A 20,728-nucleotide genomic window follows, 5' to 3' on the forward strand; every position below is an offset into this window, starting at 1 on the left:
ATTTATTTTTAAGGTGAACTTAATGAGCGTATTACGCCGTCTTCCTCTATTAGCGCTTCCTCTGATGATTACTGCATGTAATGCATCAGAAGCGAAAGTAGAACCAACATCAACAGCCGTAGAAGTTGCTTCCGCTCAAGCGATTGATACAGCAGCATTAACTAAACGCTTTGAAAAAATCGGTATCAAAGTTGATAAGATTGTTCCTTCAGATATCGACGGTCTGGTAGAAGTTCAAACCAACAGCGGCGTTATCTTCTCTTCTCCAGAGGGTGATCACTTTCTAGCGGGTACACTTTACTCTTTGGATGACAACGGTAAGTTCAGCGATGTTTTGGCTGAGCGTCAAGCGCCGTTGAATGCTGAAAAAGTCGCGGCTATGTCGGATACGGTTATCGAATATAAAGCGGATAACGAAAAGCACGTTGTGACTGTGTTTACTGATATTACGTGTGGCTACTGTGTTCGTCTGCACAGCCAAATGCAGGGTTACAACGACCTAGGTATTACCGTTCGTTACATGGCTTACCCACGCCAAGGTGCAACAGGCCAAGTGGCTGGCCAAATGGCAGCAATTTGGGCTTCTGAAGATCCAAAAGCCGCAATGCACAATGCGAAAGTAGAACGTCAGATGCCGGCATCAGGTAAAGACCTTGCTGAGCAGAAACAGATCATCGCAAAACAATACCAACTAGGCCGTGAGCTTGGTATCAATGGTACGCCAGCAATCGTATTAGAAAGCGGTGAGTTGGTTAGTGGTTACTTACCGCCAGCGCAACTGCTTCAGCGTTTAGAGCAATAAACTCGTTTTTTGTATCGCCAATTTATCCCCCATGTTTTTGATTTAAGGAGTGGCCTGATTGTTATCGGGCCCATTTTTATATGATAGAGATCCAACGCCGTCCTGAGGTCGACACTTCAGTTTTACCTGCTCACTTACCTGACTTGTTAAAGCGCATCTATGTGAGTCGTGGTATCGACAGTGCTGACCAACTTGAGACTGCTGCGAAAGGCTTGCACTCTTATCAGAAACTGGGCGGTATCGATGCTGCGGTTGAGTTGTTGTTCAACGCGATTCAGCAGCAAAAACGCATCATCATTGTTGGTGACTTTGATGCCGATGGCGCGACGAGTTCTGCGTTGTCAGTGCTTGCTCTGCGTATGTTGGGCAGCTCTAACGTCGATTATCTGGTACCAAACCGTTTTGAAGATGGTTATGGCTTGAGCCCTGAGGTTGTCGAACAGGCAATCGAGCTTGGCGCTGAAGTGATCATGACGGTCGATAACGGTGTCTCTTCGATTGAAGGTGTGCGTTTTGCCAAAGAGAAAGGACTGGAAGTTCTGGTTACCGATCACCACTTGCCGGGTAATGAACTGCCAATGGTCGATGCGATGGTGAATCCGAACCTTGAAAGCTGTGCTTTTCCTTCCAAAGCCCTGGCGGGTGTTGGTGTGGCCTTCTACCTGATGATGGCACTGTGTGTCCACATGCGTAAGCTGAATTGGTTTGCAGAGCGTGGCATGACCGAGCCTAAGCTGATGGAGTTGATTGACCTTGTGGCGCTAGGCACCGTAGCCGACGTGGTGCCACTCGATGAGAACAACCGAATCTTGGTACACCAAGGGTTGCAACGCATTCGTGCGGGTAAAGCGCGTCCGGGTATTCAGGCCTTGATCGAAATTGCCAAGCGAGACGCTAAGCGCTTGGTCGCCTCTGATTTTGGTTTTGCGTTAGGTCCTCGTATTAACGCGGCTGGCCGATTGGATGACATGTCCTTTGGTGTTGAACTGCTGATGAGTAACAACATCCACGCAGCGCGTCGAATGGCGAGTGAGTTGGATGGCTTGAACCAAACGCGTAAAGAGATTGAAGAGGGCATGAAACAAGAGGCGATGGCTTTTTGTGAGCGCCTTGAGTTTGGTAAAGACGATCTGCCTTCTGGTTTAGCTTTGTTCCAACGTGATTGGCACCAAGGCGTGATTGGTATCTTGGCTTCGCGTATTAAAGACAAATACCACCGCCCGGTGATTGCGTTTGCAGATGGCAGTGAAGGCAGTATTAAAGGCTCTTGTCGTTCAATTCCGGGGTTGCACATGCGTGATGCTTTGGACCGTATCGACACTCAAAATCCAGGCTTGATTCTAAAGTTTGGTGGCCACGCAATGGCGGCGGGCTTAACCATCATGGAAAAGGACTTTGAACGCTTCAGTCAGCTGTTCAATGATGTCGTGAAGAATGAACTTGGAGAAACAGCACTGAAGGGCATTATCTTGTCTGATGGTGAGCTGTTACCTGAAGAGTTCTCAATGCACACCGCTGAAACGCTTCGTTCAGGAGGTCCGTGGGGACAAGCTTTCCCTGAGCCAATCTTTGATGGCGAGTTTAAAGTGCTGCACCAAAAGCTGGTGGGTGAGAAGCACCTTAAGCTGATGCTAGAGCCGCTCTACAAAGGTCATCCAACTAACGTGATGATTGACGGTATTGCTTTTAACGTCGATTTACGCCGCTGGCCTGATGCCTCGGTGAAAACCGTTCACCTTGCATTTAAGCTCGATATTAACGAATTTCGTGGCAACCAATCGTTGCAGCTGATGATTGATCATATCGAAGCCAAATAGTTCTTTTTGGATCAATAATGCTCATCGTATAGCGCTAAACTCAGCAAGCTCTGTTCAAAAACAGGGCTTGTTTTCCTTCCTTCCCTTACAAATTTTACGTGTTTTTTCTGCCTGTCAATTTTATATCCCATTAAGTTGTTGAATCTTCGTTCACCACTCTAAAAAATTCTGTATCTCCGTCACACTTTTGAGTACAATTCTCCGGTTAAATTCTACTCATAAATGATGAGCTAAAATGTTTGAAATCAATCCTATAAAAAACCGTCTGCAGGATGTGTCTGAGCGCACAAATATCCTGAGGGGGTATCTTTGACTATGACGCTAAGAAAGAGCGTCTAGAAGAAGTAAACGCAGAATTAGAACAACCGGATGTATGGAACGAACCTGAGCGTGCTCAAGCGCTAGGTAAAGAACGTTCTGCATTGGAAGCGGTAGTAGAGACGATCGACCAACTTGACCAAGGTGTTGAGGATGTTGATGGTCTACTAGAGCTTGCGGTTGAAGAAGAAGATCAAGAAACGTTCGATGAAATTGAACCAGAACTGGCTGAGCTAGAAGCTAAGCTAGAGAAGCTGGAATTCCGTCGTATGTTCTCTGGTGATCACGATGCATCAGATTGCTACATCGATCTGCAGTCAGGCTCGGGCGGTACAGAAGCTCAAGACTGGACTTCAATGATGTTGCGTATGTACTTACGTTGGGCAGATTCGAAAGGCTTCAAAACTGAAGTTATCGAAGTGTCTGAGGGTGATGTTGCTGGCCTTAAAGGCGCAACAGTACGTATTTCTGGTGAGTACGCTTATGGTTGGTTACGCACAGAGACCGGTGTTCACCGTCTAGTTCGTAAGTCACCATTTGATTCAAGTGGCCGTCGCCATACTTCATTCGCCTCTGCGTTTATCTATCCTGAGATTGATGACAACATTACGATCGACATTAATCCTTCTGACTTACGTATTGACGTATACCGTGCCTCTGGCGCTGGTGGTCAGCACGTAAACACCACGGAATCGGCGGTACGTATTACTCACGTTCCGACTAACACCGTAGTTCAGTGTCAGAATGACCGTTCGCAGCATAAGAACAAAGATCAAGCGATGAAGCAGCTACGTGCTAAGCTTTTTGAACTTGAGATTCAAAAACAAAATGCTGAAAAACAGGCGAGCGAAGAAACGAAATCAGACATCGGTTGGGGCAGTCAGATCCGCTCTTACGTACTGGATGATTCTCGTATCAAAGATTTACGCACCGGCATCGAAAACCGTAATACACAAGCGGTTCTTGACGGTGACTTAGACAAATTTATTGAAGCTAGCCTGAAATCAGGCCTGTAAGCTTACCAAGTATATTTGTAAAAATGCCTATATTTGCAAAGATATAGCGGTCCAAATTATAAAAGCAAGGTACATCTCTAATGACTGATGCTGTTCAAAACGAAAACGTACAAGAAGCTTCTTCACCTGAAGAAAATAAACTCATTGCTGAGCGCCGTAGCAAGCTGGATCATATCCGCCAAAACTGCAAAGCAAATGGTCACCCAAATGATTTCCGTCGTGAGCACCTAGCTGGCGATCTTCAAGTGGAATTCGGTGAGAAGACTAAGGAAGAGCTAGAAGAGCTTAACCACATCGTTGCGATCGCTGGTCGTGTTATGGCGAAGCGTGGTCCATTCCTTGCGATTCAAGAAACTTCTGGTCGTATCCAAGCATACGCAGCGAAAGACGTACAAAAAGTACTGAAAGAGAAGTACCAAGGCCTAGATATCGGTGACATCATCGGTGTTAAAGGTGCGCTTCACAAATCGGGTAAAGGCGACCTTTACGTAAACATGGAAGAGTTTGAGCTGCTGACTAAAGCACTTCGCCCTCTACCAGAGAAGTTCCACGGTCTAACTGACCAAGAGATGCGTTACCGTCAGCGTTACGTTGACCTAATCGTGAACGAAGATTCTCGCAATGCATTCATCGTACGTTCTAAGCTTGTATCTTCAATCCGTAACTTCATGAGTGCTAAAGGCTACCTAGAAGTTGAAACGCCAATGATGCACGTGATCCCGGGTGGCGCAACTGCACGTCCATTCATTACTCACCACAATGCATTAGACATCGACATGTACCTACGTGTTGCTCCAGAGCTTTACCTTAAGCGTCTAGTCGTTGGTGGTTTTGACCGTGTATTCGAGATCAACCGTAACTTCCGTAACGAAGGTCTGTCTCCACGTCATAATCCAGAATTCACAATGATGGAATTCTACCAAGCGTACTCTGACTACAAAGATCTAATGGATCTAACTGAAGAGATGTTAAGCACAGCAGCAATGGACGTTCTTGGTTCTACTTCTATGCCTTACGGTGACGAAACGGTTGAGTTCGGTGGCACTTACGCTCGCATGAGCATGTTCGATGCAATCAAACACTACAACCCTGAGCACGCTGAGATTCAAGCGCTTACAGAAGCCGACCTACAAGACCGTGAGAAGATGGTCGCTATCGCTAAATCTGTACACGTAGACGTAGAAACGTTCTGGACATGTGGCCAGCTTCTTGAAGAGATCTTTGGTGAAACGGCTGAGCCTCAGCTAATTCAACCAACGTTCATCACTGGCTACCCAGCGGACATCTCTCCTCTAGCTCGTCGTAGCGATGACAACCCGTTCTTCACAGACCGTTTTGAATTCTTCATCGGTGGCCGTGAAGTCGCGAATGGTTTCTCTGAGCTTAACGATGCACAAGACCAAGACGAGCGTTTTAAAGCGCAAGTTAACGCGAAAGATGCAGGCGATGACGAAGCTATGTACTACGATGCAGACTACATTACTGCACTAGAGCACGGTCTACCGCCAACAGCGGGTCAAGGTATCGGTATCGACCGTCTAGCAATGCTATTTACAAACACGCACACAATCCGTGACGTGATCTTGTTCCCGGCAATGCGTCCACAAGCGTAATTTTTGCTTACAGGCCGTCGCAGCCCATTCAATTAAAAAGCCATCTTCGGATGGCTTTTTCTGTTTTTAGGCTTCAAAACCTAGCCTGTACCGCACTCTTGATTCGAATAATCATTATTTCTGGCGTAGTCTTACTATTGAGACGGGAAATCTAAGATAGTTCTCACTACTATACATATCGGCGCTGAATATGATCTCGTGGCACTTCGTAGAATTAAGAATCATGGAACTCGTATTAGCCAGACTTAAATAAAATAGAATAAGGAAGAAGGATGGGAACTCAATTTAAGATGGATTCCTTACCAGGTTCTCTTATCGTTGTTGGTGGTGCATACGAACCTTGGTTATCTGTATTAGAACAAGTGGGTTGGCAATGCACTCAGTGTGCGGATTTACGAAAAGCCGATGCCTTGATTGCTGACATTGGCCCATGCATTGGTATTGTTGATCTTAGCCACGATGAGTTCAGTCTTAACGGTATTGCTAACCTTGTGAGTAATAACAAACAGGTGAGGTGGCTCGCTTTTATTCGTGAATCACAATTAAGCTCTGATACGATCTGCCAATTTATCGTTAACTTCTGTATCGACTTTTTCACGGCACCAATCCCTGATGCTCAGCTATTGAGTACCATTGGCCACCAATTAGGAATGCTCAAACTTGAGCAGAAAGTATGGCCAAACTACGGTATTAACAACAATATGGGCTTGCTAGGTGACTCTGTAGCTGTGAAGCGCTTGAGAGAGCAAGTAAAGCGCATTGGGCCGACAGATGTCAGCATCTTGATCTACGGAGAGAGTGGGGCTGGTAAAGAGACGATTGCGCGTTCTATTCATCAAAACTCGTCGCGAGCGCAGAAATTGTTTCTAACGGTGAATTGCCGTGCCTTGTCTGAGTTGAGAATAGAAACCGAAGTGTTTGGTATTTCAACACAGCAAGCCACAGCGCCATGCATGCTAGAAGAAGCCGATGGCGGAACCATCTTACTTAATGATGTTATAGCGATGCCGCGCAATCAACAATTGAACCTGCTGCGCTTTCTACAAGAAGGTAAAATAGAAACCGCGAATGGACCTAAATCCGTTGATGTGCGCATTCTCGCAGCGAACTCCTCTGATATCGAAAAAGCGTTAATTGAAGGGGACTTTAATGAAGAACTCTATCATTACATTAATGTTCTACGGATTCATGTTCCGAGCCTGAAAGAGCGTATGAGTGATATTGCTGTACTGGCGAATCATTTCTTACGTGAGTACTCGAAAGAATTTAATGCTCAGGCGAAGAGTTTTTCTGAGGATGCGGTGCGCTCCATGAATCGCTACCACTGGCCTGGTAATGTTCGCGAACTGATGAATCAGATAAAGCGTGTTGTTCTGATGTCAGATGCGGTGATCATTGAAGAGCACCATCTTGATTTACCCAAACAAAATGATGAACGCCGCAGCTTGAAAAGCATTCGTGAGCGTTCAGAGCGTGATGCATTGCTGATTGTATTGGAGTCCTACGGTGGACAAGTTTCGTTGGCAGCTAAGGAGCTTGGGGTATCACGAGCAACGATGTACCGCTTGCTGAACAAACACTGCCTTATTTCTGAGGGTGTAGTGTAGAACTCTCTGCTAAGTGATTAAATCCGTTAGTAAAATTTAAGAGCCACGCGTCATGCGTGGCTCTTTGTTGTTAATCGCTGCGTATATTGAGTGATTAACTTTCGGTCTCTAAGAGAGATGTTCTGTGATTTTATATAATCATAGTAAATATCTTATATATAAACCAATATGCAACTGTTATTTCAGGCGAATGCATTGTTTTTAAAATGTTAATAAATTATCGGTTGAATAACATACTCAGTTGGTTAGACTTTAACCGTGAAAGCAGCGGTTTAACAAAGACTTGTCTGCTTTAACTTCCCCATTTCTTTTTGGATTTTTTAGTTAACTTGGAGGCGCAAATGAAACATTTCGATTTTATACAGCATATTTGCGCGTCGTTTGATCCGTGTACTGACATGGTGACTGATATGTCACAAACATCAGCCATGGCCGATCGAAACACCCAAGATAAACCTAACTAATAGATCCGTACCCTTATTTGGCTGCGGAAAAATAGCAGCTAAGTGAGAAGCCCTCATACGATCTAACACGCTATTTTTCCTCAGTTGATTCAACAACTGGAGAGTTATTATGCGTCACTCAGTATATTTAAAATTAGCAACAATCCTTATCCGTGCCGATCTCCGTCGTGAAGAACGCGAATGGCAACGAAAAGTTCGCCGTAGTTCATATGAGCTACCTTGGAACAATACTCATTTATTAAAAGATATTGGTCTTGAAGCCGATGGTCGACCGATTGGTTTTTCTGAACCAGAAGTTGTCACTATTGAACGTCGAGTACGTCACCTTCGTCGTGTCCTAAGTGCGCGAATACCGACGTAATCTTAGGGGTTGATAGCACCGTTCAACCCCTAAGATAACTTACAGTGATAGTTATGGCGTCGAAAGTGCAAACTTTTGAACTAGAACTGGACAAAAAAGAGAAGCACTTGCTTCTCTTTTTTGCTTTTTTAAGCCGTTATCTAGTAAAGGAAAAGAGTTCTACTACGCTTTATAGAGCAGGGGGAGAACGTTTATGCAAAAGCATCAATTAGACATGTGGTTACATGGAGAGCACAAAGACTCTTATCAAACACCCAAAGTGTACGTTATTGGCTGTTCTGATATCTCAGAATATCTATTAGCGGTGGAGTACAAACATAAGTTGGAACCGGTAAAACAAGACGGCGTGCCACTTCATTTTGGATCTTTAGATCAAGTGAAAGAGGAGTTACTCCGGCTCGGCTTTGAAAAGGCCTATCTTCGCTTACACAACGCGTATGAAGAGTTTGGCAATGAACCAAGTCATAGCTACTGTGATATTGAATTGGCCCTCAAACCTCATTAGAAAGCGTATATAACGTATTTATAAACAGAGCTTGTTATTACGATCTATGCGTAGTGTGTTGTCAGTAATTTATGGGTGAATTGAGTTCGCAGGTAGAAACCACGTGGTTTGGTCTTGATGGGTTTGCCACTTGCACCGTAAGCTTCAGTTAACACTCGGCTGTTAGCGGCTTTTGGTCGAAGATGCAATGCTTCACCGTGCCTTGCTGTTATCTGTCCAACATTACCTAACACGATCAATTCCATCAGTTCTTCCCAATCCCTTTTTAGAAGCTCATCTTCAGCTTCGTTTGGTGTCCAAAGTAAGGGAGAGCCAACATGCCTTTCTGCCAATGGAATTTCCCTTTCACCTTCTACAGGGATCCACAATACTTTAGATAGCTTGTTTCGGACGTGGCTGGTTTCCCATGTTAATCCCTGCACCCCCATCAGTGGGGCGACACAAACAAAGGTCGTTTCGAGTGGCTTTCCAGAATAGCCAATTGGAATGCTTTTAAGCTCGATACCTAGTTTAGCAAAATCTTGTTCTGGCTTACTGCCTGCTGGGGCGCCTAAGTGCCATTCCAGTAATTGTCCAACCCAACCTTTATCACGCTTAAGGTCGTTTGGCATCACCATCTCGGCTTCATCCGCGAGCTCTTTAAAAGTCATTCCGGCAATCGCATACGCTCTGTCTAATAACTCTTGTTGTGTTTGTGGTTCTGGTTTCATAATAAAAGGTATGATCAAAAAAACGATTTTATCAGAAGTTATCACCAAATGCCGAGTGGTTAATAAATGATCTCCTTGTTATAAAAGAGATCAAACTCATGGTTATCCACAGGACATAAACGTAATTAATTGAAATATTAATTTAGTGGATAAATAAACAGGGTTTAGTGGGGGATAAAATGCTTGCTAAATGATGTTTAAAATGAATCTTTCACTTACTAGTGTGGATAAACTGCTGGGTGATTGATCTTTGACCATGTTGGGTTTTTGAAAGATCTTCTGCTGTTTTTTAATTCTAAAATACACAGGTTTACGTTTTATATTACTGATATTTAAATCTTTTATTTTTAATTTTGGGTTTTGTTATTTATGGTTCTGATGAGTTTATGGATTAAAAAAAACGATTTCTGGTAATTCTTCACATAGTTATTCACAGAAAAGGTGAATAAATGTGGTCTATGTCTCACTCTTGTGTGGGTAACTAATATTTGAGCAAAACTTATCCATATTCTTAGTTAATATTCATAAATATAGCGCTTGTCACGTCACTAAGTTTGCTCCAATTGGGGATATGTGGAAAAATCAGTGTAATTAAAAATTTAGATAGAGGTTGGCCAGTGATAGATGGCGATGGTTACCGATTAAATGTTGGTATTGTAATCTGTAACAACCATGGTCAGGTCTTCTGGGCTAAACGATACGGACAACATTCATGGCAATTTCCTCAAGGGGGAATAGATGAAGGTGAAACTCCGGAACAGGCAATGTACCGCGAGTTGTATGAAGAGGTTGGCCTTACAAAAAAGGATGTAAAAATCGTCGCGACAAGTCGTCATTGGTTACGCTATAAGCTACCCAAACGACTGGTTCGGTGGGATTCGAAACCTGTCTGTATTGGACAAAAACAGAAGTGGTTCCTTTTACGCTTAGATTGCGATGAATCGTGTATCAATATGCAGCGTGGAAGTACACCTGAGTTTGATGGTTGGCGTTGGGTGAGTTACTGGTACCCAGTTCGACAAGTTGTTTCTTTTAAGCGAGATGTTTATCGTCGAGCGATGAAAGAATTCGCATCTTTGGCAATGCCGTTTAAAGAGCGAAAAACAAAAGGAAAACGCAAATTGCGTAGAGGTTAAGCATGCTCAGTCAACTAAGGGAAATAGTTGAACACGTATCAAGAGTTGAAGATGTGTCAACGGCTCTGGATATTTTAGTTAAAGAGACATGCAGTGCGATGCAGACCGAGTGCTGCACCGTTTATTTAGCAAATAATGATATGCAGCGCCTTGAGTTGATGGCAACTCAAGGCCTGATCTTTAAAGGCAATAGTATTCACATTGGTTTTGACGAAGGTCTGGTTGGCCTTGTCAAAAGAAGTGCTGAGCCAATCAACCTCGCACAAGCCTCTGCTCACCCCGATTATAAGTTTTTTCCAGAGCTGGGAGAGAAGGTTTATCACTCTTTTCTTGGCACTCCCATCATCTATCGCAAGCAAGTGCTTGGCGTTTTGGTTATTCAACAGAAGTCCCCTCGTTTATTCAGTGAAATGGAAGAGTCTTTTCTCGTCACGCTCTCAGCACAACTTGCCGTTATTGTTGCGCATGCTCAAACACAAGGTCATTGGTTATTAGAGCAGCAAAAGCTGCCTGCGACTAAAGGTGTCGCTGCGTCATCGGGTGTGGCGATTGGTGATTTGTGGTGGGATAACACGCAGCCTGAATTAACCGATGTTTATCCTGCGTCGACGCTTAATGTCGAAAGGGAGCATGAGTTGTTGGCGGTTGCGGTTGAAAATGCCCTCAATGATTTTAAGCGTATGCGCAAGCGCTTGGATAGTGATATTAATAAAGATGCGCTGGCGATCTTTGACCTATTTACGCACTTACTGAATGATCCGATGTTACGTAAGGATCTGAAAAACCAAATTCAGAAAGGCGATAAGGCCGATTGGGCATTAAGACAAGTTGTTGAGAGTTACTCTAACCGTTTTGCTCGTATGTCTGATGTTTACCTTCGAGAAAGGGCACAAGATATTCGTGAGCTTGGTCAAAGGTTGCTCTATTTCCTTCATAACTCAGAACAGGAGTTACGTACGTTCGATAAGCCGATTATTTTGGTTGTGCGTGAGTTGACGGCATCAGTATTAGCTTCAATACCGAAAGAGAAGCTGTTGGCTGTTATTTCTTTAGAAGGGGCGGCAAACTCGCATGCGGCGATTTTATCTCGTGCGCTTGGCATTCCTTCGGTAATGGGCATTAATCTCAACCTAGCTCAAGTGAATGGCAAACAAGCCATTGTTGATGGGTACAGCGGTGAGATATTTATTGAGCCGACTCAGAGTCTACTGATTGAATATCAAGGGTTTATTTTAGAGGAGAGTGAGCTCTCTTCTATGGTTAGCCGAGAGCTCTCTTTACCTGCGAAGACACAAGATAACAAGCAAATTGAAATCCTACTTAATGCGGGATTAAGTGCTGATACCAACATTGCTATCAACCAAGGTGTTGATGGGGTTGGTCTGTATCGAACCGAAATCTCTTTCTTGCTTCAGCAAAGGTTCCCGTCAGAAGACGAACAGTTCAAGCAGTATCGCTCTGTACTCGCGAGTTACCCTGAGAAACAAGTGGTGATGCGAACTTTGGATATTGGTGGCGATAAGGCATTACCTTACTTCCCAATAGAAGAAGACAACCCATTTCTTGGCTGGCGTGGTATTCGCTTTACGCTCGATCACCCCGATATATTTATTATCCAGTTGCGTGCGATGTTACGTGCGAGTTGTGATAGCCAGAATTTGAGTATCTTGTTGCCAATGATCTCTAGCACTCAAGAACTGGATGATACTGTTCAACTCATCGAGCAAGCCTACGATGAAGTGCATGAGCTCGACAGTCGAGTTCGTATGCCTCGTATCGGTATCATGATTGAAGTGCCATCAATGCTTTACCTTCTTCCGCTTATTGCGGATAAAGTTGATTTCGTTTCGGTGGGCACCAATGATTTAACTCAATATTTATTGGCGGTTGATCGGAACAATTCCCGCGTCTCTGATGTCTATGAATCCATGCACCCTGCAGTGATCATGGCATTGAAACACATTCATGATACTTGTAAGCAATATCAATTGCCTGTGTGTATATGTGGAGAGCTTGCGGGTGATCCAATGGGCGCTTTGCTCTTGATTGGATTAGGGTATGAGACGTTAAGTATGAATACCTCAAATGTCGCAAGGACTAAATATTTGATTCGTCAATCTAAGCTTAGTGAACTGCAAGATCTGGCAAATAAGGCACTTTCAAAACCGTATGGTTGTGACATCTATAGTATGATGCTCAACTATTTCGAAGAGCGTGAATTTACAGGCTTCATTCGAGCAGGTAAAAAATAGGATTTAACGTGTCATATGAACTAATAGGCTTGTTAGCTGGCCTTGGGGCTGTTGTTGGTGTTTTAGCGGGGTTGCTAGGCATTGGCGGTGGCTTACTGGTGGTTCCTGCCTTACTGTTTTTGCTTCCTAAAGCGGGTATCCCTCAAGAGTTTGCAATGCAAATGGCATTGGCGACCTCATTATCGACCATTATTGTTACGTCAGGATCGTCTGCGATTAACCACTTAAAATTGGGTAATGTAGAGGTGTTTGTCGTTAAATGGTTGATGCCAGGTGTAGTAGTGGGTGGTTTTCTCGGTTCTTTTGTCGCCGACGTAATTCCAGCTCAATACCTACCGAAAGTCTTTGGTGTGATTGTATTGGTATTAGCATTACAAATGCTGTTATCGATTCGTTCTACGAGTCAGAAAGCGATGCCAGGCTCTGCAAAAACTATATTATGCGGTGGTGGTATTGGCTTAGTCTCAAGCTTAGCGGGCATTGGTGGTGGATCTTTATCTGTGCCTTTTCTTAACCATCATGGTGTAGAAATGCGCAAGGCGGTAGGGTCATCTTCGGTGTGCGGCTTTGTTATCGCTATTTCAGGAATGCTCGGGTTTATTTGGCATGGCTCGTCTGTCGATGATCTTCCAGCGTTTAGTCTGGGCTATGTTTACCTGCCTGCTTTGGTCGCAATTTCTTGTACTTCAGTGCTGACTACGCGAGTTGGTGCGAAACTGGCCACTCAATTGCCAACCCCTGTGCTAAAGAAATTCTTTGCGGTATTTTTAATGTTTATAGCAGCCACAATGCTGCTGTAGTGTCTTTTCTGTTAGCTGCTGAGCTGACCGTTATTCAATTTAGATAGAGAGCCAAATATGTCTCAGGGTTTTATCGAATTCCCAAATATCGATCCTGTTCTTATTGAACTAGGACCAATTTCAGTTCGCTGGTATGGCTTAATGTACTTAGTCGGTTTTATGTTTGCTCTTTGGCTAGCAAATCGACGAGCTGATCAACCTGATAGTGGGTGGACTCGAGAGCAAGTCTCAGATTTACTGTTTGCAGGATTTCTAGGTGTGGTGCTTGGTGGTCGTATTGGCTACGTACTTTTCTATAACTTTGACCTTTTCCTTGCAGACCCTCTTTACTTATTCAAGGTATGGACCGGTGGTATGTCTTTCCACGGTGGTTTGCTTGGTGTTATTACTGCGATGTTTTGGTATGCCAAAAAGAACGGTCGCACCTTCTTTGGTGTGGCAGACATGATTGCACCATTGGTGCCATTTGGTTTAGGCATGGGACGCTTAGGCAACTTCATGAACAGCGAGCTTTGGGGCCGTGTGACGGATGTGCCATGGGCGATTGTGTTCCCTAACGGTGGTCCGCTTCCTCGTCACCCATCTCAGCTTTATGAAATGGCGCTCGAAGGTATTGTGCTGTTCTTCATCTTAAACTGGTTTATTAAAAAGCCGCGTCCTCTTGGGTCGGTATCAGGGTTATTCCTCGCAGGATATGGTACATTCCGCTTCTTAGTTGAATACGTACGTGAACCTGATGCTCACCTAGGTTTGTTCGGTGGATTTATCTCTATGGGACAAATTTTGTCACTGCCAATGGTTATCATCGGTGTGCTGATGATGGTGTGGGCATACAAGCGTGGTCACTACAAAGATGAATTACCACAACAAACGAAGTAAGGAATTGGTGTGAAACAGTATTTAGATCTCTGTCAGCGTATCGTTGATGACGGTACTTGGATTGAAAATGAACGCACGGGCAAGCGCTGCCTAACTGTGATCAATGCTGACCTTGAATATGATGTTGGTAATAACCAATTCCCACTGGTAACAACACGCAAGAGTTTCTGGAAAGCGGCGGTTGCTGAACTGCTTGGCTACATCCGTGGTTACGACAATGCTGAAGATTTTCGCAAACTAGGGACAAAAACTTGGGATGCGAACTCGAACCTGAATGAAGCATGGCTGAATAATCCTTACCGCAAGGGTGAAGACGACATGGGCCGTGTTTACGGCGTTCAAGGACGTGCATGGGCAAAACCTGACGGTGGTCATATCGACCAACTGAAGAAGATTGTTGATGATTTAACTAACGGTATTGATGACCGTGGCGAGATTTTAAACTTCTACAACCCAGGCGAGTTCCACATGGGTTGCTTGCGTCCGTGTATGTACAGCCACCACTTCTCTCTGCTTGGTGACACTCTGTACCTAAACAGTACTCAGCGATCTTGTGATGTTCCGCTAGGCCTGAACTTCAACATGGTTCAAGTGTATGTGTTCCTCGCTATCATGGCGCAGATCACCGGCAAGAAAGCGGGCGTGGCTTACCACAAGCTTGTTAACGCTCATATCTACGAAGACCAATTGGCACCCATGCGTGATATCCAGTTAACGCGTGAGCCTCTAGCTGGCCCTACATTCCATATCAACCCAGAGATTAAGTCTCTAGAAGATTTGGAAACATGGGTAACGATGGATGACTTCTGGGTTGAAGGCTACGAATGCCACGAAGCGATTAAGTACCCATTCTCGGTTTAATCTCATTCGCTTTGCTTGATTGAAAGGCTGCCATTGTGCAGCCTTTTTTGTATCTAAGGGAACAGTGACGAGTAATCGGGATGCGAGATACGAAGAACAAAAGTACTCATCACCCCCTAGACTGACCAAGGAAGTAGAAGTGAATCTCTTTTGTAGTGTGTTGGTGACGCTCGAGTCTCTCTGTAGAGAATAATGGTTTTTATCTACTTTTGCTTTTCGTCACTCGTTTACTCGTATCCCTAATCTGCTTTTCAGAAAAGAAAAAGCCCGCAACCTAGGTTGCGGGCTTTGCTATAAGCGATGTTTGTTTTTCTATTAAGCAGTAAGAGCTAACACGGTACCAGGCAGTACAAGGAATACTGCAACAAGGTAACCAGCGACTACCGCTTTGTTCTTCACTGCCATGTCTGAAATCATGTCTGCTGCTTTAACTGGTAGTTCACGTAGGAACGGAATGCCGAAGATGAATACCGTTGCCATAATATTGAATACCAAGTGTACTAGAGCAATCTGCAGTGCGAATACAGCGAACTCACCAGATACTGCTGTTGCTGCAAGTAGAGCGGTAATACAGGTACCGATGTTTGCGCCCAGAGTGAATGGGTAAACGTCACGCACTTTAAGAACACCTGAGCCTACGAGCGGAACCATCAAGCTTGTTGTCGTTGAAGAAGATTGAACAAGGATAGTAACGATAGAGCCAGAAGCGATACCGTGAAGTGGACCACGACCGATTGCGTTCTTTAGAATCTCACGAGCACGCCCAACCATTAGGCTCTTCATTAGCTTACCCATTACTGTGATCGCTACGAAGATAGTCGCGATACCAAGAACGATAAGCATGATGCCGCCAACTGTGTCGCCAAACGTTGATAGTGGCTCTTTAATCGCGCTTACTACAGGTTTAGTGATTGGCTTGATGAAGTTAAGACCCTTCATGCTCATATCACCTGTTGCTAGCATTGGAGACACTAACCAGTGAGAAATTTTCTCTAGAATACCAAACGCCATCTCTAGTGGTAGGAAGATAGCAACGGCTAATAGGTTAAAGAAGTCGTGAATTGTCGCGCTTGCGAATGCTCGTTTGAACTCATCTTTACAACGAACATGGCCAAGGCTCACTAGCGTATTGGTTACCGTAGTACCAATGTTTGCTCCCATGATCATAGGGATGGCTAGCTCAACAGGCAAACCACCGGCTACAAGGCCAACAATAATTGAAGTAACGGTACTTGATGATTGAATAAGTGCTGTTGCCACTAAACCAATCATTAAGCCTGCAACTGGGTGTGAAGCAAATTCAAAAAGTACCTTTGCTTGCTCGCCTGTTGCCCATTTGAAGCCTGTACCAACCATTGAAACTGAAAGTAATAGTAGGTAAAGCATGAATGCCAAGTTAGCCCAGCGTAGCCAACGAGTGGTACTCGAAATAGGCGCTGCTGCAGTAGTAGCTTGGTTCATAATGTTTTCTCCATTGGACCGTTTAAGTCTGAGTGTGGTCTGTTTGTTTAATCTGAGCGAGATGTTAGAGATTAAATATGTCAGTAATATTACATTTTGATTTCGGTGAGGCTTTTTTGCATCAATTTACTATTTAAATATTTCCCCCATAAAAGACGTTTATTTAAGTCTTTGTTTATTAGTTTATTTTTGAGTTTGTGATGATGGGGGATATGGTTTTTGACAGGTAAGGAAAATGGGAAATAATCACTTTCATATTACATTGTTCAATTTCACTTATCGGAAAAACAAATGTTTACTGGTTTTTCTTTAGGTTTTTCCGAGTTCATTGAGTGGGAAGGGGATATTTGTTATAACAAGGCATCTACTCTCTATTACGGCACATTTATGTCGCACCTCAACTATAATCATGTCTACTATTTCTGGATGGTCTGCAAGCAAGGCTCTGTTACTAAAGCGGCGGAAGCTCTATTTTTAACGCCACAAACAGTAACGGGTCAAATTAAAGCGTTAGAAGAACGTATGGATGGCAAGCTGACTAAGCGTAATGGACGCAGCGTTGAGCCTACTGAGCTTGGTCAGCTGGTCTTTAAATATGCCGATCGTATGTTTGGTCTGAGTTATGAAATGCTCGATATTGTGAATTACAGCCAGCACTCAAATATTTTGTTTGATGTGGGGGTCGCGGATGCGCTATCTAAAAGATTAGTCAGCAAGATATTGATGTCGACGATCCCGCCAGACAACAGTATTCACTTACGTTGCTTTGAATCTACCCACGAAATGCTGCTTGAACAGCTCTCTCAGCATAAGCTGGATATGATCTTGTCTGATTGTCCGGTTGACTCTAGCCAAAGCCCTGGCTTGTTCAGCAAGAAATTGGGCGAAAGCAGTCTGAGTTTTTTCTGTTCAGGTAATGTTAAAGAGGTAAGTTTCCCCGCTGTATTAGAGCAAAGAAAATTGTTGATCCCAGGTAGCCGTACCTCAATGGGGCGTAAAGTGCTGCAATGGTTCGATAGGCAAGGACTTAAACCTGATATCTTGGGGGAGTTTGATGATGCAGCATTGATGAAAGCTTTTGCTCGTTATCACCATGATGCTATTTTCTTAGCGCCCACACTCTATATGTCTGAGGTTGATCAAGACACATCGCTGCAGTTGCTGGGTGACATTGAAGAGTTAAAAGAGGAGTACTATGTCATATTCGCTGAGAGGATGATCCAACATCCAGCAGTAAAAAACGTATGTGACGCAGATTTTAGCAAATTGTTCGAGTGAGGTAGTTTGTTAATGAATTGATATCGATTATTATGATCACCCAATGTACCGGAAATACTGATAGCCCGTAGTTGGCGTAGAGGTGGTAGGGAGCCAAACTATGAACTTAAAAGAGATGGAGAAGAACTCAGCAAAAGCTGTGATTCTACTCAAAGCCATGGCCAACGAACGTCGTTTACAGATCTTGTGCCTATTGCATGGTACTGAGCTGTCGGTTGGAGAGTTGTGTGGTAAGTTGGAACTGAGCCAATCGGCTTTATCTCAACATCTTGCTTGGTTGAGAAGAGATGGTTTAGTCGAAACTCGCAAAGAAGCTCAAACCGTGTATTACACATTGAGTAGTGAAGAAGTTAAAGCAATGATTAACCTACTGCATGGCCTATATTGCAAGTAGCTTATTGTTGGTGAGGAAGGTGATTCTTTATCAGGATAAGGTCGACACAAGGAAGTGTCAGTATTTCACGTCGAACGTTAATGCCTATCTGTGATCTTTTATAAATCCACTCTCTTTTGTTGATCGGTTAGCCGTTTATCTATTTGTTTATTTGTCTATCGGGAAGCGAAATAATTTTTAGTAAACAAATTATTTCTCAATAAGCCAATAGCTGTCAGTAAGAAAAATAACGTTCAGTAAGAAATCAAATAAAAACGTTACTCAAAATTTAGATATAAAAAAACCGGCCTAGGCCGGTTTTTTTCGTTTTGCGTTGTAATCAAATTTCTATTAAAGAGCTTTGATTGCAGCCGCGAAACGAGACTTATGACGTGCAGCTTTATTCTTATGAATAAGGCCTTTAGTCGCCATACGGTCAAGAAGTGGTGTAACTTCTACAAGAGCAGCAGTTGCAGCTTCTTTATCACCAGCTGTGATAGCTGCGATAGTCTTTTTCATGTAAGTGCGCATCATAGAACGACGGCTAGCATTGTGCTGGCGACGTTTCTCAGCTTGGATAGCGCGCTTCTTAGCAGATTTACTGTTTGCCAAGGGTCTAACTCCCAAAAACTTAGTTCGGTGACAATTTAAGGGCGAGGACTATCCCTCATTAGCGCTTAATTGTCAAATGATTTGTGCAAAAACCAGTCGTAGCCAAACAAACTTTGGTATAGAAAGGTCATCGCGGTTAAGATGGCGGGGATTCTAACAGCATTTTTATACCAATGCTAATAATTATGCTTCTTAGGACAGGATAGTATTTATCCCCCGCTTAAAAGTAATCAACTAGTGTCAGAGGTTTCTGTGAGTAAACGACTATTAAAGTCAGGCCTGATTGTCAGTGCAATGACTTTTGTTTCCCGTGTGTTGGGGCTAGTACGTGATGTAGTAGTAGCAAATTTGATGGGGGCAGGAGCAAGTGCCGATGTATTTTTCTTCGCTAATAAAATTCCTAATTTCTTACGTCGACTTTTTGCAGAAGGTGCATTTTCTCAAGCGTTTGTTCCTGTATTAACGGAATATCACGCTGCTGGTGATAAAGATAAAACTCGAGATTTAATCGCTAAAGTTTCGGGTACGCTCGGAGTATTAGTTTCGATCGTAACGATTGCTGGGGTACTGGGGTCTGGAGTGATCACCGCGATGTTTGGTGCAGGTTGGTTTATCGACTGGCTTAACGACGGCCCTGCGGCACCAAAATTTGAGTTGGCGAGCTTTATACTAAAAATTACCTTTCCTTACTTATGGTTTATCACCTTTGTGGCTTTGTCTGGTGCGATTCTTAATACCTTAGGTAAGTTTGCTGTCTCTTCTTTTACGCCTGTGTTCTTGAACGTAATGATCATTGGTGCTGCATGGTTTATTTCCCCTAACCTAGAGCAACCCGAAATTGGCTTGGCAATTGGTGTGTTTCTTGGAGGTCTCGTTCAGTTCCTTTTCCAAATGCCTTTCTTAATAAAAGCGGGTGTGTTGGTTAAGCCGAAGTGGGGCTGGAGAGATCCGGGGGTGGTTAAGATCCGCACATTAATGATCCCAGCACTGTTTGGTGTGTCTGTTAGTCAAATTAACTTATTGTTTGATACCTTCATTGCCAGTTTCCTAGCAACGGGCTCTATCAGTTGGTTGTACTACTCAGACCGACTACTTGAGTTTCCACTCGGTTTATTCGGTATCGCGATTGCGACGGTAATTCTTCCTGCTTTATCTCGTAAACACGTAGACGCTCAAGGGGAAGGGTTCGCACATACGATGGACTGGGGCGTGCGCATGGTTTTGCTGCTTGGTATTCCTGCGATGTTAGGTCTTATCGTTTTAGCTAAACCCATGCTGATGGTGCTCTTCATGCGTGGTGAGTTCTCTCCATACGATGTACAACAGGCATCGATGTCTTTGGTTGCTTACGCGTCTGGCTTGCTTAATTTCATGCTGATCAAGGTATTGGCTCCGGGTTACTACTCTCGCCAAGATACGAAAACACCGGTTAAGTACGGCATTATCGCCATGGTGACCAATATGGTGTTTAACGCGATCTTTGCTTATTTCTATGGTTATGTTGGTTTGGCGATTGCGACAGCCTTGTCTGCTTTCGTGAATATGTCATTGTTATATCGCGGATTGCACCTTGCTGGTGTGTATCAATTATCTAAGACCACTTTGTTATTTAGCGCTAAGTTACTTATCTCAGGTAGTGTGATGGTTGCGGCTATTTTGTGGCAGCTTGATAGCATGCAAAAGTGGCTTGAATGGGGATTCAGTCAGAGAGCGATGACATTAACAGGCTTGATTGGACTTGGTGGCTTTGTTTATATTGTTTCTGTATTGATTTTAGGTGTCCGAGTAAAACATTTAAAAGCAGCGACAGATTAATACTGATTAGTATATAATCCGTCGGTTTCACACAATAAATGATGCAAA

The 20,728-nt window shown here is 43.8% G+C and carries 19 protein-coding genes; 16 read left to right on the plus strand and 3 right to left on the minus strand.

All coding sequences use genetic code 11. The features are described from left to right. Positions 1-22: 22 nt before the first annotated feature. The 8 genes from OCU50_RS02405 (at position 23) to OCU50_RS02440 (ending at position 8,503) form a co-directional block, all read left to right on the plus strand. Positions 23-802 (plus strand): thioredoxin fold domain-containing protein, encoded by a 780-nt coding sequence (locus tag OCU50_RS02405; RefSeq protein WP_060467196.1) that lies wholly within the window; start codon positions 23-25, stop codon positions 800-802. Positions 803-882: 80 nt separating this feature from the next. Continuing rightward, positions 883-2,619, plus strand: a complete 1,737-nt coding sequence (recJ, locus tag OCU50_RS02410; protein WP_060467197.1) for a single-stranded-DNA-specific exonuclease RecJ — start codon at positions 883-885, stop codon at positions 2,617-2,619. Between the two features lie 235 nt (positions 2,620-2,854). Then, positions 2,855-3,953 (plus strand): peptide chain release factor 2 gene (gene prfB, locus OCU50_RS02415; RefSeq protein WP_099049808.1). Its coding sequence is split into 2 segments (ribosomal slippage): positions 2,855-2,929 and positions 2,931-3,953, totalling 1,098 coding nucleotides; the frame shifts between segments, so codons are not numbered across the junction. Between the two features lie 80 nt (positions 3,954-4,033). Further along, complete coding sequence (gene lysS, locus OCU50_RS02420; protein WP_017056113.1) at positions 4,034-5,566, plus strand: lysine--tRNA ligase; 1,533 nt, start codon at positions 4,034-4,036, stop codon at positions 5,564-5,566. A gap of 272 nt (positions 5,567-5,838) precedes the next feature. Further along, positions 5,839-7,173, plus strand: a complete 1,335-nt coding sequence (vpsR, locus tag OCU50_RS02425; RefSeq protein ID WP_060467199.1) for a cyclic-di-GMP-binding transcriptional regulator VpsR — start codon at positions 5,839-5,841, stop codon at positions 7,171-7,173. A gap of 341 nt (positions 7,174-7,514) precedes the next feature. Then, the gene (locus OCU50_RS02430; protein ID WP_260167372.1) at positions 7,515-7,637 is read left to right on the plus strand and encodes a hypothetical protein; all 123 of its coding nucleotides are present in this window, start codon (positions 7,515-7,517) and stop codon (positions 7,635-7,637) included. A gap of 109 nt (positions 7,638-7,746) precedes the next feature. After that, a complete protein-coding gene (locus OCU50_RS02435; protein WP_046223909.1) occupies positions 7,747-7,998 on the plus strand; it encodes a hypothetical protein in 252 nt (83 codons plus the stop codon). 193 nt (positions 7,999-8,191) lie between these two features. Beyond that, on the plus strand, positions 8,192-8,503 hold the full coding sequence (locus OCU50_RS02440) for a DUF6482 family protein (RefSeq protein ID WP_046223910.1): 312 nt from the start codon (positions 8,192-8,194) through the stop codon (positions 8,501-8,503). A 44-nt stretch (positions 8,504-8,547) separates the two neighbouring features. On the opposite strand, the gene mutH is transcribed toward OCU50_RS02440, so the two are convergent. Next, entirely contained in the window at positions 8,548-9,213 is a 666-nt protein-coding gene (gene mutH / locus OCU50_RS02445) for a DNA mismatch repair endonuclease MutH (RefSeq protein WP_046223927.1), read from the minus strand. A gap of 617 nt (positions 9,214-9,830) precedes the next feature. Between mutH and rppH the strand changes: the two genes are divergently transcribed. From rppH to OCU50_RS02470, 5 genes are read left to right on the plus strand one after another with little or no spacing between them, the layout of a single operon-like run. Continuing rightward, positions 9,831-10,349 carry an RNA pyrophosphohydrolase gene (gene rppH / locus OCU50_RS02450; protein ID WP_017056118.1) on the plus strand — a complete coding sequence of 173 codons (519 nt, stop codon included), beginning with the start codon at positions 9,831-9,833 and terminating at the stop codon, positions 10,347-10,349. Positions 10,350-10,351: 2 nt separating this feature from the next. Next, positions 10,352-12,601, plus strand: coding sequence for a phosphoenolpyruvate--protein phosphotransferase (ptsP, locus tag OCU50_RS02455; RefSeq protein ID WP_060467200.1), 2,250 nt, complete (start codon positions 10,352-10,354; stop codon positions 12,599-12,601). An 8-nt stretch (positions 12,602-12,609) separates the two neighbouring features. Next, positions 12,610-13,401 carry a sulfite exporter TauE/SafE family protein gene (locus OCU50_RS02460; protein WP_060467201.1) on the plus strand — a complete coding sequence of 264 codons (792 nt, stop codon included), beginning with the start codon at positions 12,610-12,612 and terminating at the stop codon, positions 13,399-13,401. A 57-nt stretch (positions 13,402-13,458) separates the two neighbouring features. After that, positions 13,459-14,280 carry a prolipoprotein diacylglyceryl transferase gene (gene lgt / locus OCU50_RS02465; RefSeq protein WP_010434825.1) on the plus strand — a complete coding sequence of 274 codons (822 nt, stop codon included), beginning with the start codon at positions 13,459-13,461 and terminating at the stop codon, positions 14,278-14,280. 9 nt (positions 14,281-14,289) lie between these two features. Next, the gene (locus OCU50_RS02470) at positions 14,290-15,141 is read left to right on the plus strand and encodes a thymidylate synthase (RefSeq protein ID WP_060467202.1); all 852 of its coding nucleotides are present in this window, start codon (positions 14,290-14,292) and stop codon (positions 15,139-15,141) included. Positions 15,142-15,456: 315 nt separating this feature from the next. On the opposite strand, the gene OCU50_RS02475 is transcribed toward OCU50_RS02470, so the two are convergent. Then, positions 15,457-16,602: a Na/Pi symporter gene (locus OCU50_RS02475; RefSeq protein ID WP_060467203.1), complete on the minus strand. Its 1,146-nt coding sequence runs from the start codon at positions 16,600-16,602 to the stop codon at positions 15,457-15,459. A 387-nt stretch (positions 16,603-16,989) separates the two neighbouring features. Between OCU50_RS02475 and nhaR the strand changes: the two genes are divergently transcribed. Further along, positions 16,990-17,880 carry a transcriptional activator NhaR gene (nhaR, locus tag OCU50_RS02480; RefSeq protein WP_060467236.1) on the plus strand — a complete coding sequence of 297 codons (891 nt, stop codon included), beginning with the start codon at positions 16,990-16,992 and terminating at the stop codon, positions 17,878-17,880. 100 nt (positions 17,881-17,980) lie between these two features. After that, positions 17,981-18,274 carry an ArsR/SmtB family transcription factor gene (locus OCU50_RS02485; RefSeq protein ID WP_060467204.1) on the plus strand — a complete coding sequence of 98 codons (294 nt, stop codon included), beginning with the start codon at positions 17,981-17,983 and terminating at the stop codon, positions 18,272-18,274. A gap of 330 nt (positions 18,275-18,604) precedes the next feature. Here OCU50_RS02485 and rpsT read toward each other — a convergent pair whose 3' ends face one another. Beyond that, positions 18,605-18,865, minus strand: a complete 261-nt coding sequence (rpsT, locus tag OCU50_RS02490; protein WP_017056126.1) for a 30S ribosomal protein S20 — start codon at positions 18,863-18,865, stop codon at positions 18,605-18,607. 252 nt (positions 18,866-19,117) lie between these two features. Here rpsT and murJ point away from each other — a divergent pair, with 252 nt between their 5' ends. After that, positions 19,118-20,680, plus strand: coding sequence for a murein biosynthesis integral membrane protein MurJ (gene murJ / locus OCU50_RS02495; RefSeq protein ID WP_060467237.1), 1,563 nt, complete (start codon positions 19,118-19,120; stop codon positions 20,678-20,680). Positions 20,681-20,728: the final 48 nt, after the last annotated feature.

It is taken from the genome of Vibrio toranzoniae, from assembly GCF_024347655.1.
In the GTDB taxonomy this organism is placed as follows: domain Bacteria; phylum Pseudomonadota; class Gammaproteobacteria; order Enterobacterales; family Vibrionaceae; genus Vibrio; species Vibrio toranzoniae.